The following is a 15,683-nucleotide window of genomic DNA, read 5'->3' on the forward strand; positions in this document are numbered from 1 at the left end:
CACGCCAACTCCCGATGGCTCGCCGGAGGCGACGTCCGCACCGAGCTCTCGTCCACGTCGTCGGGAACCACGCCGCCCGCCCCCGGTCCCCAGCGGTAGGCCCCGTCAGGCGCTGGTGCAGTGTTTGTCGGTGTCGCGGCGGACGGTGGCGCCGGTGAACTCCTCAAGGATGGCGATGTTCGCCGGGGCGTAGTTCGTCGCGGTGATCCGGTCGGCGTCGGGGCTGCCGAGCTTGCCCGTGTAGGGCGCGGACTTCTCCAGCCAGTAGGCCGTGCGCAGGAACTCGGTCAGGACGAGTTCGCGCAGCTTCGGCTCACCCTTGATCTGCGCCCAGTAGTCGGGGTGCTTGTCCTTGGCCACCCGCAAATAGAGCAGCAGGTAGCGCAGGTTGGTGGCAGCGATGTCCCGGGCGTTGCTGGCCCCGACCCCCTTGATGTACTCCTGCACGACGGTCACCGCGGGCAGTCCCATGAGGCCGGCGTTCAGCTCCGCGAGCACGCCCTGCAACTTGTAGCTGCCCTGCTGGGAGTCGCGCAGGTAGATGCCGTCCATGCTGTCGCTGTACTTGTCGGTGATCAGGGGCAGGATCTCGCGGCGGGGGAAGCCGCCGTGCAGCGGCACGGTGGTCGCCTGCTGCGAGGCGTTGATCCAGGCCGCGATGTGCACGTCCCACCGGGTCCGCGACGGATCCAGGTCCCACATGTGCGTCTCCTCGTGGATCGCCACCATCATCGACTCGGCGAAGCCCTCGAAGCTCCGGGTGTTCACGAACTGGCTCCAGTACTTGTCGCCCGCCTGCGCGACGGCCAGCTTCTGCCCGCTCGGCCAGCGCCGCTTGTACATCTCCTGGAGGCTCGCCATCCAGTTCCCGGAGCCGAAGCGCGCCTTGACGTCGCTGATGTCGGCCGTCGGTGTCGAGGGTTCTCCGTAGCAGTAGGGTTCGGCCGCGCCGCCCGGCGCGGCCGAGGCCACGGCTGCGGGGCCGGGCACCAGCGACAGGGCGACGGCGGCGGTCAGCAGGGTCAGGCGGCCGGTACGTTTCACGGGGACCTCGCTTCGGCGGAGCGGTGGTCGCGACCTGGGCCGTTGCGACGCGACCTGTGTCTCTGATCAGGGCATGCTAATTCCCTTCGACCCGCACCGCCGCCCCCGGCGCCTGTGATTACCGCCCGAAGGATCTCCAAAACCGCAGCTCAACCTCTTACGGCCCCGCCGCGGAACTCTGGAAAAGTAGTTCCCCCCAAGATCATCATCACATTTCACCTGCCCCGCCCTTGAAAAGCCACCGAATTCCACCCGGCCCCGAAGCCGACACGCAATCCCCGGGCTGTGGAAGGCCGTCGAGACCGTGGCGGGGCTGTTGGATGGAGGAGAGGCGATCTTCCTGGCCCGTCCCCGACCGGAGGCCGAAGGCCGATCGGCGTTGAAGTTCTTCGCGCGCCTGCTACGCCGACCAGGGCCGTGCTCTGGGTGAGGTCACTTGGGGCTCAGGGGCACCGGTGGGCTCGGGAGTATTGCTCCCTTGTCGATGTATGACTATATTACGTCATACAAAGTGGGGGGAGATGGCATTCGTCATGGAGTCAGCTGCGGGGCTCGTGGAGCGCTCCAAACTCGTGGTGTCGGTCGCGTGAGGAGCATCGAGACCGCCGGGCCCGATGATCTGGACGAGGTGCTGGCGCTGCTGAACGGTGTCGCGTCGTGGTTGATGTCCCGGGGCATCAGGCAGTGGGCCATCGGGTTCACCGCCGAGAAGATGGCGCCGATCATCGAGCGCGGTGAGCTGTACGTGGTCCGCGAGAACGGGGCCGCGATCGCCACCGTCACCGTCTCCACCGACGGGGACGCCGACTTCTGGACCACCGAGGAACGCGCGGAGCCCGCGCGCTACGTGGCCAAGCTCGCCACCGCCCGCGAGTACTCCGGGCAGGGCCTCGGGGGGCTGCTGCTTCGCTGGGCGGTCGACCTGGGCGCCCGCCAGGGCGCTCGGTGGGTCAGGCTCGACGCGTGGCGCACCAACTATCAGCTTCATGACTTCTACCGCAAAGCCGGTTGGTCCCATCTGCGGACGGTCGAGCTTGAGCACCGTCGGTCCGGGGCCCTTTTCCAGCATCCCGCCGTGTCCGACCCGGAGGCCCGGGGCGCCCTTCCCGTGGCCTCTCAATAGACCTGCCCCACTAAAAGACGAGAGCTGTGCGATCGGAGATCGCACAGCTCTTTCGTCGTGAATTACGCGTCTTGGGGAGCCGCCGTAGTTCGCGATGGCGGGATCCTCCCACGGGCCGGGGGCACCCGTGGGAGGACGTTTCTCATCCGGTGAGGTCGCTCGTCTCCGCGTCGGAGCGGTCGACCTCCAGCGTGTCGGCGAGCAGCCCCTGGGTGTAGGGGTGCTGCGGGTCGGTGAGCACCGACTCGACCGCGCCCGACTCGACGACGCGTCCCTTGCTCAACACGACGACCTGGTCGCCGATGCTGCGCACGACCGCGAGGTTGTGGGTGATGAAGACCATGCTCAGCCCGTCGTCCTGCAGGGTGCGGAGCAGTTCGACGACCGAGGCCTGGACGGAGACGTCGAGGCCCGAGGTGACCTCGTCGCAGATCAGCAGCGAGGGGTTGCAGGCGAGGGCGCGGGCGATCGCCACCCGCTGGCGCTGCCCGCCCGACAGTTCGGCGGGGTAGCGATCCGCGAGCCGCCACGGGATCTCCACGCGCTCAAGGGCCTCCTGGGCCTTGGTGCGGGCCGCCTTTCCGCGTTCGCCGTAGAAGTGCCTCAGCGGAACGGTCACCGCGGTCGCGACCGTCTCGCGGGGGTTCAGCGAACCGTAGGGGTTCTGGAAGACGTACTGCATCTGCTGCTTGACGGCCTTGGGGCGGTCCCGCAACCGGGAGGGAAGCGGCTTGCCGTCCATTTCGAAGTCGCCGGTCTGCTCTTCGTGGAGACCGATCAGACATCGGGACATGGTCGTCTTGCCGCTGCCCGACTCGCCCACGACCGCCAGGCATTCGCCGGGGGCGACGTCGAAGGAGAGGTCGTAGAGCACCTGGGTGCGGTTGTAGGAGGCGTTCAGGTTCCGCACGCTGAGGACGGCCTGCCTGTCCCCGCCCTTGTTCTCGGTGTGGTGCAGGGGCTCCTTGACCAGCAGCTTCTGGTTCTGCAGGACGTGCTCAACCCGGATGCAGCGCGCCTGGCTGCCCGTGGACGTCGTGACCATCTCGGGCGCGGCCTCGCGGCAGCGGTCCTCGACGAACGCGCAGCGGTCGGCGAACACGCAGCCCTCGAACTTTGCCCCCGCCGCCGGCGCCCGGCCGGGGATGGCGACCAGCGGCAGCCGCTGGCGCGTGGACGGCACCGATTCGAGCAGCGCGATGGAGTAGGGGTGCGCGGCGGAGAGCAGGACCTCCTCGCGCGATCCGGTCTCCAGGATCTGCCCGGCGTACATCACGGTCACCAGGTCGCCGACCGTGCCGACGACCGCGAGGTCGTGCGAGACGAAGACGGCGGCCATGCCGTTGTCGCAGCAGAGGCCGGCGACCATCTCCAGGACCCTCGCCTGCGTGGAGACGTCCAGGCCGGTCGTGGGCTCGTCGAAGACGATCAGCTTCGGGCCCTTCGCGACGGCCATGGCGATCGCGACGCGCTGCTGCTGGCCGCCCGACAGCTCCTGGGGGTGCCGCCGCAGGAACGCGTCGTCCGAGGGAAGGCCGACGTCCTCCAGGACCTTGCGGATCCTCGGCAGGTTCTCCTTCTTGCCGCCGAGCAGTCCCTCGGTCAGCTGGGTGCCGATCCGCATCGCCGGGTTGAGCGCCGTCGCGGGGTCCTGGGGCACGAAGCCGATGAGCTTCTTGCGCGCCTCGCGCAGCTCCTTCGGGCCGAGCGCCAGCAGGTCGACCCCGCCCACCACGACCTTGCCGCCGGTGATGTTCGCGCCGGACTTGGCGAAGCCGAGCAGCGCGAGCCCGACCGTGCTCTTGCCCGAGCCCGACTCGCCGACCAGGCCCATGACCTGGCCGGTGTCCAGGCTGAACGAGACGTCGTTGGCGATCACGCTGCCGTCGTCGAGCGTGACGGTGAGGCCGGTGACTTCGACCGCCTTCATGAACGGGTCCCTTCGGTGCGGCCGATCACACGCGCGGCGCCTTCGGCGAAGAGGTTGCCGCCGATCGTGAACAGGGCGACGCAGACGGCGGGGATGATGACGGCGAGCGGCTGGATCGCGAGGCCGTCCTTGTTCTCGCTGACCATGAGGCCCCAGTCGGAGGCGGGCGGCTGGACGCCGAAGCCGAGGAAGCTCAGCGAGGCGAGGCCGACGACCGACCACATGAGCCGGAGCCCGATCTCCACCATGAGCGGGGAGGTGACGCTCGGCAGCACCTCGCGCATGAGGATGTGGCGGGAGGAGAGTCCGATCGTCCGGGCCCACATGACGTGCTCGCGCCGCATCACCGGACGCGCCGCGCCGCGCATCACGCGCGCCATCCCGGGGGTGAGGCCGATCGCCACGAGGACCACGAGGATCACCCGGCTCGGCCCGACCATCGAGATGAACAGGATCGCCATGATGATCGTCGGGAACGTCAGCATGATGTCGACGAGCCGCATGAGCAGCGCCTCGACGATCCCGCCCTTGAAGGCCGCGACCAGCCCGATCGTGGTCCCGAGCGTCACGCCGATGAAGGTGGCGGCGAAGGCCATCCAGGTCAGGTTGGCGCCACCGCTGAGGATGCGCGAGAGGATGTCCCGGCCGAGCGAGTCGGCGCCGAGCACCAGGCCGTCGCCGGGGTCGGCGTAGGGCTTGGCGAGGACCGCGGTCGGCGAGTGCGGCGCGAAGAACGGGCCGGCGAGCGCGAAGACGATCATGACGAGCATCATGATCAGGCCGAGCCGGGTCTGCCGGGCGGTCAGGACGCGGTGGGTGAGAGTCCTGGGCGGAGCCTGGTCCCCCTGCTCCTTGGGTCGCGTTCGGATCATGGCCGCACGCTCCTTCGTCTGTCAGCGGGACTTGTTCAGGGTTCCGAGTACGTCGGCGAGTTGGTTGAAGCAGAAGAACGCGGTCGCCATCAGCATGATGATCGCCTGGATCATCGGCAGGTCGTGGCCGGCGACCGAGTCCACGAGCGCGGAGCCGATGCCCGGGTAGGCGAACAGGTACTCGATCACGACCGAGCCCGCGATGGTGTAGGCGGCCATGATGCTCGCCGCGGGGATGCTGGGCGCGAGCGCGTTCGGCAGCGCGTGCCGGAACAGGATCCGCCGCGTGGACAGGCCCTTGATCGTCGCGAGCTGCACGTACTCGCTCTCCAGCACGTCGATGAAGGACACGCGCACGAGGCGCGAGAGGTAGGTGACCCCGACGACCGTCATGACGGCGAGCGGCATGATCAGCTGCCGCGGGTGCTCCCAGGGCGCCTCACCCGGGGGGATCAGCGACACCGGCGGGAGGACCTTGAACACGACGGTGCCGAACAGCGCGATCACGAGGCTGCCGAGGACGAAGTCCGGGGTGGCCGTCACGACGAGCGAGGCGCCGAGGTAGGAGCGGTCGACGAACTTGTCGCGGAAGACGGCCGCGATCAGGCCGACCAGGAGCGACAGCGGGAGGATCAGCACCATCGCGATCACGGTCAGCGTCGCGGAGTTGAAGATCCGTTCGGACAGCAGCTCCGACACGGGCTGGCCGCTGACCAGCGAGTCGCCCATGTTCCCGGTCAGGACGTTGCTCAGCCAGTCCCAGTACTGGCTGATCAGCGGCTGGTTGAGGCCCAGGTTCTCGTTCATCTGGGCGACCTGCTCGCTGGTCGCGCTCGGGCCGAGGATGATCTTCGCGACGTCGCCGGGCATCGCCTGCGTCGCCACGAAGACGATGACGGAGATGCACCACAAGGTCACCAGGCCCATCAGCACGCGTACCCCGATCTGCCACGCGAGCGTGGCCTTTCGGGAACGGCGCCGGGGCGGGGCGGCCTTGACCGCGATGGCGGTCGTCGTCTCAATAGCCATTGCAACAATCCCGTTCAACGTGTCCGGTCGTCGTTTGGGCCAGGGGGCGTCCGCTGGTGACCTTCCGGTCCGAGCGGTGCCCAGGGCAGGCGCTGGCGCCGTTGTCGGCGTTCGGGAGGAATTCCCCCGGGCTGTTCGGGAGAATGGCCCCCGAGATGTTCGCGGTAAAGCCCTCCGCGACGCTCGCGGGAGAATCTTCCGCGATGTTCACGAGAAAGCCTTCTGCGATCGCCTCCGCCGGCGCGGTCGGCTTGTAGCCTTGGCACCGCTCGGGTCGGAACGCCACAAGCGGACACCTCCTGGCCACGACTCCGTGCTTGCGGAACACGGAGCCGCCCCCTCGCCGGGCCCAGGCCCACGAAGGCCTGGACCCGAGGAGGGCGAACTCCGGTTCGCGCGACACCGCCCTACCTGCTCAGTTGTTGATGCTGACCTTGGTGAAGTCGTACAGGTTCCCCGAGGGGTAGTCCGGAACGAGGCCGTGCACCTTCGAGGAGTACACGCTCACCGTGGGGTTGGTCGCGGCGAGAATGGACGCTCCCCGCTCGTACTCGATCTTCTTCATCTGCTTGGAGATGTCGCACTGCTGCTGCGGGTCGGAGGTCTCGTAGAGCTTCTTGGAAAGCGACTCGAACTCCGGGTCGTGCCAGTGCGTGTGGTTGAGCGTGTCGTCCTTGCTGATCATTTCCGGCACGCCCTCCAGGTAGGGGCGCGTGTCGTACCCGGTGTAGAACGTCCGCTTACCCCACTTTTCGAGGTAGGCGCCCAGCTCCATCTTCTGCACCTTGATGTTGACGCCGATCTTCTTGGCGTCCTCGGCGAGGATCTGGGTGAGCTGGAGCATACCCGGCTTGTTCGCGGCGGTCTCCAGGTCGATGCTGAGGTTCGACTTGCCGGCGTCCGCGAGCAGCTTCTTCGCCTGGTTGAGGTCCTGGTCGCGCTGGGGGACCTCCGGGACGCACTTGTCGAAGCCCGAGTAGTCGTTCGCCAGCTCCCCGAGGCCGTCGAAGGCGTTGGTGAGCGCGAGCTTGCGGTTGATGATCAGCCGCATCGCCTGGCGGACGCGCACGTCGTTGAAGGGCGCGACGTCGGCGCGCATGCCGATGCTGACCTTCAGGTTCACATCGCTCTTCATGACCTTCTTGCCCGGCGTCTTCTCGATCGTCGGAAGCGAGGTCTGGAGGATGTTGGAGCTCGCGTCGATCTGCCCGCCGATCAGCGCGTTGGTCGAGGCCTCCGCGGTCTTGAAGCTGATCAGCTTGACCTTGTCGAGCTTGGGCTTGGTGCCCCAGTAGGTGTCGTTCCGCTTGACGACGGTCTCCCGCCCGGGGGTGAAGGAGACGAGGCTGAACGGGCCCGTCCCCATCGCCTGCTCGGGCTTGGAGCCCTTCTTGTAGAAGATGATGTTGCTGTTGGTGACGGCGAAGTCGAACGGCCCGTAGGGCTTGGCCAGCTTGAACTTCACGGTCAGGTCATCGACCTTCTCGATCCCCTTGGGGTCCATGAAGTCGATGTAGTTGCGCTCGATGAGCGTGTTCTTCTTGTCGAGGATCCGCTGGAACACCGCGATCACGTCGTCCGCGCTGAACGCGCTGCCGTCGTGGAACTTGACGTTCGGACGGAGCTTGACCGTCCACTCGGTGTTGTCCTTGTTGTGCGTGATGCCGGTGGCGAGTGCCCACTGGAAGCCGCCGTCCTTGGTCCGGTGGGCGAGCGGCTCGAACAACGAGGCGTTGCGGACGTAGAAGTCCTGTGATCGCAGGTTGGAGTACGCGTCGATAGTGGAGATCGTGCTGGCGACCACGCCAACGCGGAGCATCCCCCCTGACGCACCCCCCTGCCCCTCCGACGAGTCTGAAGAGCATGCGGCCGCGAGGCTGAGGGCCATGGCGGAGGCCACCATGGGCGCGAGCATCCGGGGATGTCTCCTGTACCCCTTGCCGACCATTCGACTCAACATCCTTCCTCCTTAGAAAGACGCTGTGGGTGCGATGGGAGCTCTTGCCCGGAACGAGATCGGTCGGTGTCCTTGGCTGCCGTGCTCCGCAAACGTGCGCGAACAAGAGGTCATCCTGTCCGACCGAGTCTGGCTACTTGGCACTTTGTATGACGTACTAAATCAGACACCCCAGGTGGCGTCAACATCGAAAATCACATGAAGTTTGCCGACAAGATGGCGTTGTCGCTGCTGACAAGCGGTCAAGGTCGGGCTGGAGGGCTGCCGCCCAGGTCCCGCGCGGGGGCGCCCGCTGGAGGTTGACCTTGTCTTTGGGTACGACTATATTACGTCATACAAAGTGTGAGGAGATGGGATGCCAGAGACCGGACCGGACCTGCGGATCGACCGTCCTGCGGAGACGGTCCCGCAGTTGGTCGTGCGCAGGGTTCGGCAGGCCATCCTGGAAGGCGCGCTGCTGCCGGGGCGCCGGCTCACCGAGCGGGAGCTCATGGAGCTCACCGGCGTGAGCCGCACCTCGATCCGCGAGGCCGTCCTCCATCTCCAGACGCTGGGCCTCGTCGAGACGTCGGGCGGCAGGGGCGTCCGGGTGGCGGTGCTCAGCAGCGACGACATACGGCAGGTCTACGAGGTGCGCGCGGCGCTGGAGTCCGAGGCCGCCTCGCTCTTCGTCCAGCGCGCCACCGACAGCGAGGTCCTGGAGCTGGTCAAGCTCACCCGACCGGGCAAGAGCGACGACGACCAGCTCACGGCGATATACCACTTCGACGAGCTGCTGATGGCGGGGGCGCGCAACGCCCTCCTGGAGTCCACCCTCGCGCCGCTGCACGCTCGCATCCACGCGCTACGTCGCCTGTCGCTCAGCACCCCCGGGCGCCGGGAGAAATCCGACCAGGAGTACCGCGACCTCGTCGCCGCGATCACCGACCGGGCCGCCGACCGCGCCGCCCAACTCGCCCGTGTCCACGTGGACGCCGCGAAGGAGGCGGCACTGGCGGCCATCGCGAAGCTGGAAGAAGAACGAGCCTCGGGAGCGTGACCGCGCCGGGCGCCGGTTCCACCGCGCGCCCGCCCCGACCGCGCGGCGGCGACTCCGAGACCCCGGACCGCGCGGCGGCGTTCCCGAGAAGAGCGGTTCACCCCGTGACAACGGCGTACACGGAAACAGCGGCATGCCCCTGAAGGCGGCGTGCCCGGAGAAAGTCGTGCCCGACTCGGACGGGCGAGCAATGGCCTACCGACCGGAGAGACTCATGCAGCATGAGCTAGCTGATATCGCGATCGTGGGCGTGGGGCAGTCGGACTTCCGCGCGCTCTACGCCCCCACCGACCGTCCCAGGGACGCCTTCGGGCTGGCCGCCGCCGCCCTCCGGGAGGCGATCGAGGACTGCGGGATCGACAAGGACGAGATCGACGGCCTGCTCAGTTGCCGTGTGCCCTACGACCGGCTGGCCACCGTGACCGGCCTGAGCAGCCCCCGCTTCGTCCACGACCTGGAGGGGACGGGCCGGATGAGCGGCATCGCCCTCCAGGAGGCCGCCGCGCTGATCTCCAGCGGCGTGGCCGACGTCGTCGCCTGCGTCTACGGCAACAACGGCCGGTCGGCGAAGGTGAAGTACGGCGGCGAGGGCGCGGGGCCGACCACCGCCTACGACGAGATGTACGGCATGACCTCGCCGGGCGCCTACGTCGGCATGATGTACCAGCGCTACCGGGGCATGTACGGGGCGGGCGAGGACGCGCTGGCGCCGCTGGCGATCAACAACCGCCGGCACGCCGCGCTCAACCCGGTCGCCGTCCTCCAGAAGGAGTTCACCCGCGAGGAGTATCTGAGCTCCCGGTACATCGCCGAACCGCTGCGGCTGCTCGACTACTGCCTCATCAACGACGGCGCCGTCGCCTTCATCGTCACCTCGATGGACCGCGCGCGGTCGCTGCGCAAGGCGCCGGTCCGCGTCGCCGGGACGGCGGGCCTGGGGCACATCGGCAACTACTACACGGCGGAGGACTTCTTCTACTCCGCCTGCCAGGACGTGGCGAGCCGGCTCTACGAGCAGACCGGCATCGCGCCGGAGGAGGTCGACTGCTTGCAGATCTACGACAACTTCACGCCCACGATCCTGTTCACCCTTGAGGGCTTCAACCACGCGCCGCAGGGCGAGGCATGGCGCTGGGTGGACGAGGAGAAGATCCGCCACGACGGCCCGCGGCCGCTGAACACGGCGGGCGGGCACACCAGCGAGAGCTACATGCAGGGCTGGGCGCACCACGTCGAGGCGGTGCGCCAGCTGCGCGGCGAGGCGGGCGGCAGGCAGGTGCCCGGATGTTCGACGGTGCAGTACATGTGCGCGTCGCCGATCGTCACCTCGCACATCCTCACCAATGACGAGGCGGTCACCCGATGAGCGTCCAGAACGACACCCAGAGCATCGCCGAGAGCTACGACCGGCTGCTGCCGGAGATCACCCCGGAGAACCGCCCGTACTGGGACGGCCTCGCCGAAGGCGAGCTGCGGCTCCAGTGCTGCGACGCGTGCGGCGAGTACCGCTTCCCCGACAGCGAGGTGTGCCCGCGCTGCCTGTCCGGCTCGTTCGGCTGGCGCGCGGTCAGCGGCAAGGGACGGCTGTGGTCCTGGATCCGGATGCACCAGCGCTACCTCAGCGCCTTCGACGAGGTCAGGCCGTACCTGGTGGCCTACATCAAGCTCGACGAGGGCCCGCCCATCATCAGCACGCTCGTGGACGTGCCGGACGACCTCGAATTCGACCTGCCCGTCCGGGCCGTGTTCGAGCCCGGCCTGAGCGAGCGCACGATCCTCAAGTTCGCGATCGAGACCCCGGAGGACGCGGCGTGAGCGCCCAGTCGAGTGAGCAGCTCGTCCTGCACGAGGACCTCGGCGACGGCGTCGCCCGGATCACCCTCAACCGGCCGGAGAAGCGCAACGCGATGAGCCGCGCCGCGCGGTCGGCGCTGCTGGAGGCCCTGGACCGCTGCCACGGGACGGCGAGGGTCATCATCCTGACCGGCGCCGGCACCGCGTTCTGCTCCGGGGTCGACCTCAAGGAGGCCGGCGAGGAGGGCCCCGGCGCCGACGACACCGTCGAGGGCAGGCGGACGAGCTGGCACACCGTCCAGGAGAGGATCCGGCGCCACCCCGCGATCGTCATCGCGGCGGTCAACGGGTTCGCGCTCGGCGGCGGCGTCACGCTGGCCAACTCCGCCGACCTCGCCATCGCCGCGCACGAGGCCCGGCTCGGCATGCCCGAGCTGGGGTTCGGCCTGTACCCGGGGCTCGCCGGGCCCTCGACCCAGCTGCGGCTCTCGCCGAAGCGGGCGGCCTGGATGGTGCTGACCACCAAGCGCATCAGCGGCACCACCGCCGCCGAGTGGGGCCTGGTCAACGAGGCGGTCCCGCTCGCCGACCTCGCCGACGCGGCCCTGGAACTGGCCCGCGACATCGCGCAGTTCGACCCGGTCAGCCTCGACTGGTCGAAGCGGGCGCTGCACGAGATCCCCCAGCACATCTCCGACTGGACGACGGCGCTGCGCTACGGCGAGGACGTCCGCGCGCAGATCCAGGCCCGCAGCGACGTCCTGTCCGACGGCGCGAAGACCTACCGCCGGGCCGTGGGCAAGAACGAGGCCGCGGGCAGGAACGAGGCGGCGGGCGAGATCGGAGCCGCGGGCGGGAACGGCGAGCGATGACGGCGCCGGCCGGCGCGGCGCCGCCGCCCTTCACCAGCGAGTTCCTGTACTGGATATCGCTCGACTTCGCCGGCTCGGAACCGGCGGACCTCGCGCGCTTCGAGCGCTTCTACAACGAGACGCACGTCCCGGAGGTCCTCTCGCGGTACCCGGGCTTCCGGGTCGCGCACCGCTTCTCCCTCCAGATCCCCGACCCGCGGGGCGACTTCGGCGGGGGGTACCTGGCGGCCTACGAGGTCGAGGACGAGCAGGCGGTCGAGAAGTACATCGCGGGGACGACGGCCCCGGGGGGCACCCGTCCCCCCTACAGCGACGACCCGCCGCTCTGGCCGGATCTGCTCACCCACCGCTGGCGCGTCGTCTACGAGAAGGTCTCGGAGACCGGGCCCTCGACGGGCGACCCCGGCTCGATCTACATCATCGGGATCGAGCCGCCCGCGGACGTCGGTGACGAGCTGGCCGAGTTCGACGAGTTCTACACCGGCGTCCACCTGCCCGAGGCGGTGGCCATCGGGGGCTTCAGCCGGGGGAGCAGGTACACGCTGCGGCGCGAGCTGGAGCACCCGGCCCCCGGCTGCCCGCGCTTCCTCGCGGTCTACGAGCAGGCGGACGGCAGCGACGAGCAGGCCCGCGCGACGCTGCGCACCTTGATCGACTCGGACGGCTGGACGCCGGGCCCCGCGTCCTGGACCAGGAAGACGACGCCGTGGCGGCTCTGGTACCGGCACATCGCGGTCATTCCACGGGCGACGTCGCCGGACCAAGCGACCGTCCGGCAACCTTGAGGAGGGGGAGGCGTGTTCATTCTCGACACCCAGATCCACATGTTCCTGCCCAACACACCGGAACGGCCCTGGCCGGACATCGGTGAGAGCTACTCCGGCAAGCCGGAGTCGACGCCGAAGCAGATCCTGCCGAGGATGGACGAGCTCGGCATCGACGCCGTGGCGATCGTCCCGGCGATCTGGGCGGGCGACGACAACGGGCCCGCGCTCGGCTGGGCCGCGGAGCATCCCGGCCGGTTCGGCGTGATGGGCCGGTTCAACCTCTGGGACCCCGACCGCGAGCGCATCGAGCGGTGGTTCGACAACCCGTACATGCGCGGCATCCGGATGAGCTACCCGGACTTCCGCGGACGCGAGTGGATCGACGTCGACACGTTCCCGTGGTTCTGGGAGGCCGCGGAACGGCTCGGCATCCCGCTGATGCTGCTGATCTACGGCCCCGAGGTCCGCAAGGTCGCCGCGATCGCCGAGCGGCACCCGGACCTCAAGCTGATCGTCGACCACATGGGCCTGATCATCGGCGACCCGGACACCCAGGACCTCTGGGCGCACATCGACGACATCTTCCCGCTCGTGAAGTACCCGAACGTCTACATGAAGTACTCCGCCATCCCCGACTACACGAACGAGCCCTACCCCTACCCGTCGCTGACCCCGACGCTGAAGCGCGTCTACGACGCCTACGGGCCCCAGCGGCTCATGTGGGCCTCGGACACCACGCGCGTGCGCGGCGCGACGTGGCGGGAGAACCTCGACCACGTCCGCTACACGCTCGACTTCCTCAGCGAGGAGGACAAGGTCTGGATGCTCGGCCGGACGGCGGCCACGGTGCTGAACTGGCCCCGTCCCGCGGAGGGCTGGGAGTGGGAGCGCACCGGACCGGGCGCCGCCGACACGGCGCGCTGAGCCGGTGGCACCTTCAGAGGAGAAGCGGGACGGCGACGCCGGCGCGGTGCTGCGGGTCGTGGAACTGTCCGGCGGGGTGGCCGCGAAGGTCTGCGGGCGCCTGCTGGCCGGGCTGGGACACGACGTGCTCCTGTGCGAGCCGCCCGGCGGGGACCCGCTGCGGACGCGGGCCCCGCTGGACGGGCACGGCGTCGGCCTCACCTTCTCCAGCCTCGACGCCGACAAGCGCAGCGTGGTCCTCGACCTGGACTCGGCGGACGGCCGGGCGGCGCTGCACCACCTGTTGGAACGTGCCGACGTCCTGATCACCGACCTCGGCCCCACCCGGGCGCGGGCGCTCGGCCTGACCGCGGCGGAGATCCGCCGCGCCTGGCCGGGCCTCGTCGCCGTGAGCGTCACGGCGGCGGGCCTGGACGACCCGCGCTCGGACCACCCCGGCGACAGCCTGCTCGCCGAGGCCCACGGCGGCCTCGCCTCGATGATCGGCGAGCCGGACCGCGCCCCGCTGAGCCTCGGCGGGGAGCAGGCGGCGCACGCCGCCGCGTTCGCGGGCTTCCTCGGGGGCATGCTCGCGCTGCGCCGCCGCGCGCACGCCGCGACGGGCGACGTCGTCGACGTGGCCCTGTGCGACGTCGCGGCGTACATCGACTGGAAGAGCGACATCGAGACCCACGTCGCCGCCACCGCCCCGACGCGCACGGGGGCCACGGCGGGGCAGTGGCGGATCGTCCGCGCGGCCGACGGCTGGGTCGGCGTGATCTTCCAGCCCGCGCAGTGGGACCTGCTGGTCGAACTCGCCGGCGGGGCCGCGCCGGCGCCGTCCGACGACCCGGAGCGGGGGTGGGCGCTGATCGAGCGGTGGGCGGCGCGACTGCCCAAGCGGACGGTCTACGAGCGCGCGCAGGCGCTCGGCCTGGCCGTCGGCTTCAGCGCCGACCTGGGCGACCTCCTCGGCGACCCGCAGTACGAGGCGCGCGGCTTCTTCCGCGGGCCGCGGCGGGACGGCAGGACGATCGCGCCCGTCGGCCCTCCGGCCCGCGCCGCGGGACTGCCGTGGCGCTCGGGCCCGCCGCCGGAACCCGGCGACGGCGCCCAGGCCGCGGGGGCGCCCGTCCCGGCGCCCCGGGGGTCGTCCGGTGAGGGGGAGGCGCCGCTCGCGGGCGTGACCGTCCTGGACCTCGGGACGATCACGGCGGGCGCGGCCACCGGGCGGCTGCTCGCCGACTACGGCGCCACGGTGATCAAGGTCGAGTCGGCGAGCCACCCGGACCCGTTCCGGCAGTGGCCGGTGGCGGGCAGCCCCCCGGCCGAGGGCACCCTCTCGCCCATGTTCGAGTCCAACAACGCGGGCAAGCTGGGCGTGGTGCTGGACCTCAAGACCGAGACCGGTCGCGCGGAGCTGTACCGGCTGGCCGCCCGCGCGGACGTCGTGATCGAGAACTTCACCGTGGGCGTGACCCGGCGGCTCGGGGCCGACTTCGAGACCCTGCGCGCGGTCAACCCGCGGCTGGTCTACCTGTCGCTGTCGAGCCAGGGGCAGGACGGCCCGGAGTCCGGCCGCAGGTCCTACGGCTCGACGCTCGACCTGCTGTCGGGGCTGGCCTCGGTGACGGGCTACCTGGACGGCGGGCCGATGTGGTCCTCCGCCGAGGTCAACTACCCCGACCAGGTGGCGTCCCTCTTCGGCGCGGGCCTCGTCGCGTACTGCCTGGAGCGCGACGTCCGGGGCGTCCACCTGGACGTCTCGCAGCGCGAGCTCATCAGCTGGACCCTCGCCGACCGCATCGCCGAGCACACCTGCACGGGCGCGCTTCCCGCGCCCACCGGCAACCGGCGCCCCGGCGCCACGCCCCACGACGTCTACCCCTGCGCGGGTGAGGGCCGGTGGGTCGCGATCGCCTGCCACACCCAGGCCGAACGGGACGCGCTCGCGGCCCTCGTCGCGCCGGAGGAGCTGGCGGAGCGGTCCGAGAAGTGGTGGTGGGCGCACGAGGGGCGCGTGGACGAGCTGATCGGGGCATGGACCCGCGCCCGTTCGCGGGCGGAATGCCTCGACGCCCTGGCCGGGGCGGGAGTGGCCAGCGCGCCGGTGCTCACGGCGTCCGAACGCGGGCGCGAACCGCGCTTCAGCGAGCGGAGGGTCTTCCTGGGGGACGGCGCGACCCGCCGCAAGGGATTCCCGCTCACGCTGCACGGCCACACCCCGCCGGACCCGGCTCCGGCACCGGGCCTCGGGGAGCACCAGGAGACGGTGCTCGCGGGCCCGAGCCTCACCAGCGGAAATCCGTCTTCATGAGAATCGGGGGGCGGATCCTCCGCCCCCGGGCATTCG

At 69.9% G+C, this 15,683-nt stretch carries 14 protein-coding genes; 8 read left to right on the forward strand and 6 right to left on the reverse strand.

The window, feature by feature from the left end:
- Positions 1–105: 105 nt before the first annotated feature.
- On the reverse strand, positions 106–1,044 hold the full coding sequence (locus KLI87_RS08130; RefSeq protein ID WP_214616397.1) for a hypothetical protein: 939 nt from the start codon (positions 1,042–1,044) through the stop codon (positions 106–108).
- 586 nt (positions 1,045–1,630) lie between these two features.
- On the opposite strand from KLI87_RS08130, the gene KLI87_RS08135 reads away from it, so the two are divergent.
- Entirely contained in the window at positions 1,631–2,167 is a 537-nt protein-coding gene (locus KLI87_RS08135; protein WP_214616398.1) for a GNAT family N-acetyltransferase, read from the forward strand.
- A gap of 142 nt (positions 2,168–2,309) precedes the next feature.
- On the opposite strand, the gene KLI87_RS08140 is transcribed toward KLI87_RS08135, so the two are convergent.
- From KLI87_RS08140 to KLI87_RS08160, 5 genes are all read right to left on the reverse strand, one after another.
- Positions 2,310–4,097, reverse strand: a complete 1,788-nt coding sequence (locus KLI87_RS08140; RefSeq protein ID WP_156214087.1) for an ABC transporter ATP-binding protein — start codon at positions 4,095–4,097, stop codon at positions 2,310–2,312.
- Entirely contained in the window at positions 4,094–4,969 is an 876-nt protein-coding gene (locus KLI87_RS08145; protein WP_156214086.1) for an ABC transporter permease, read from the reverse strand. Before KLI87_RS08145 ends, KLI87_RS08140 begins: the two co-directional genes overlap by 4 nt.
- A gap of 21 nt (positions 4,970–4,990) precedes the next feature.
- Complete coding sequence (locus KLI87_RS08150; RefSeq protein WP_156214085.1) at positions 4,991–5,998, reverse strand: ABC transporter permease; 1,008 nt, start codon at positions 5,996–5,998, stop codon at positions 4,991–4,993.
- Positions 5,988–6,284 carry a hypothetical protein gene (locus KLI87_RS08155; protein ID WP_156214084.1) on the reverse strand — a complete coding sequence of 99 codons (297 nt, stop codon included), beginning with the start codon at positions 6,282–6,284 and terminating at the stop codon, positions 5,988–5,990. The genes KLI87_RS08150 and KLI87_RS08155 overlap by 11 nt, the downstream gene beginning before the upstream one ends.
- Positions 6,285–6,413: 129 nt before the next feature.
- On the reverse strand, positions 6,414–7,817 hold the full coding sequence (locus tag KLI87_RS08160) for an ABC transporter substrate-binding protein (protein WP_173390586.1): 1,404 nt from the start codon (positions 7,815–7,817) through the stop codon (positions 6,414–6,416).
- A gap of 493 nt (positions 7,818–8,310) precedes the next feature.
- Between KLI87_RS08160 and KLI87_RS08165 the strand changes: the two genes are divergently transcribed.
- The 7 genes from KLI87_RS08165 to KLI87_RS08195 all read left to right on the forward strand — a co-directional run bounded on the left by KLI87_RS08165 (position 8,311) and on the right by KLI87_RS08195 (position 15,647).
- On the forward strand, positions 8,311–8,994 hold the full coding sequence (locus KLI87_RS08165) for a GntR family transcriptional regulator (RefSeq protein ID WP_156214082.1): 684 nt from the start codon (positions 8,311–8,313) through the stop codon (positions 8,992–8,994).
- 214 nt (positions 8,995–9,208) lie between these two features.
- Entirely contained in the window at positions 9,209–10,360 is a 1,152-nt protein-coding gene (locus KLI87_RS08170; RefSeq protein WP_156214081.1) for a thiolase family protein, read from the forward strand.
- The gene (locus KLI87_RS08175) at positions 10,357–10,809 is read left to right on the forward strand and encodes a Zn-ribbon domain-containing OB-fold protein (protein ID WP_156214080.1); all 453 of its coding nucleotides are present in this window, start codon (positions 10,357–10,359) and stop codon (positions 10,807–10,809) included. The genes KLI87_RS08170 and KLI87_RS08175 overlap by 4 nt, the downstream gene beginning before the upstream one ends.
- The gene (locus KLI87_RS08180; RefSeq protein ID WP_214616399.1) at positions 10,806–11,660 is read left to right on the forward strand and encodes an enoyl-CoA hydratase/isomerase family protein; all 855 of its coding nucleotides are present in this window, start codon (positions 10,806–10,808) and stop codon (positions 11,658–11,660) included. Before KLI87_RS08175 ends, KLI87_RS08180 begins: the two co-directional genes overlap by 4 nt.
- On the forward strand, positions 11,657–12,445 hold the full coding sequence (locus KLI87_RS08185) for a DUF4286 family protein (protein ID WP_156214078.1): 789 nt from the start codon (positions 11,657–11,659) through the stop codon (positions 12,443–12,445). The genes KLI87_RS08180 and KLI87_RS08185 overlap by 4 nt, the downstream gene beginning before the upstream one ends.
- 12 nt (positions 12,446–12,457) lie before the next feature.
- Complete coding sequence (locus KLI87_RS08190; protein ID WP_156214077.1) at positions 12,458–13,351, forward strand: amidohydrolase; 894 nt, start codon at positions 12,458–12,460, stop codon at positions 13,349–13,351.
- A 4-nt stretch (positions 13,352–13,355) separates the two neighbouring features.
- Positions 13,356–15,647 carry a CoA transferase gene (locus tag KLI87_RS08195; protein WP_214616400.1) on the forward strand — a complete coding sequence of 764 codons (2,292 nt, stop codon included), beginning with the start codon at positions 13,356–13,358 and terminating at the stop codon, positions 15,645–15,647.
- Positions 15,648–15,683: the final 36 nt, after the last annotated feature.

This window comes from Actinomadura sp. NEAU-AAG7 (assembly GCF_018603865.1).
Taxonomy (GTDB): Bacteria; Actinomycetota; Actinomycetes; order Streptosporangiales; family Streptosporangiaceae; genus Spirillospora; species Spirillospora litoris.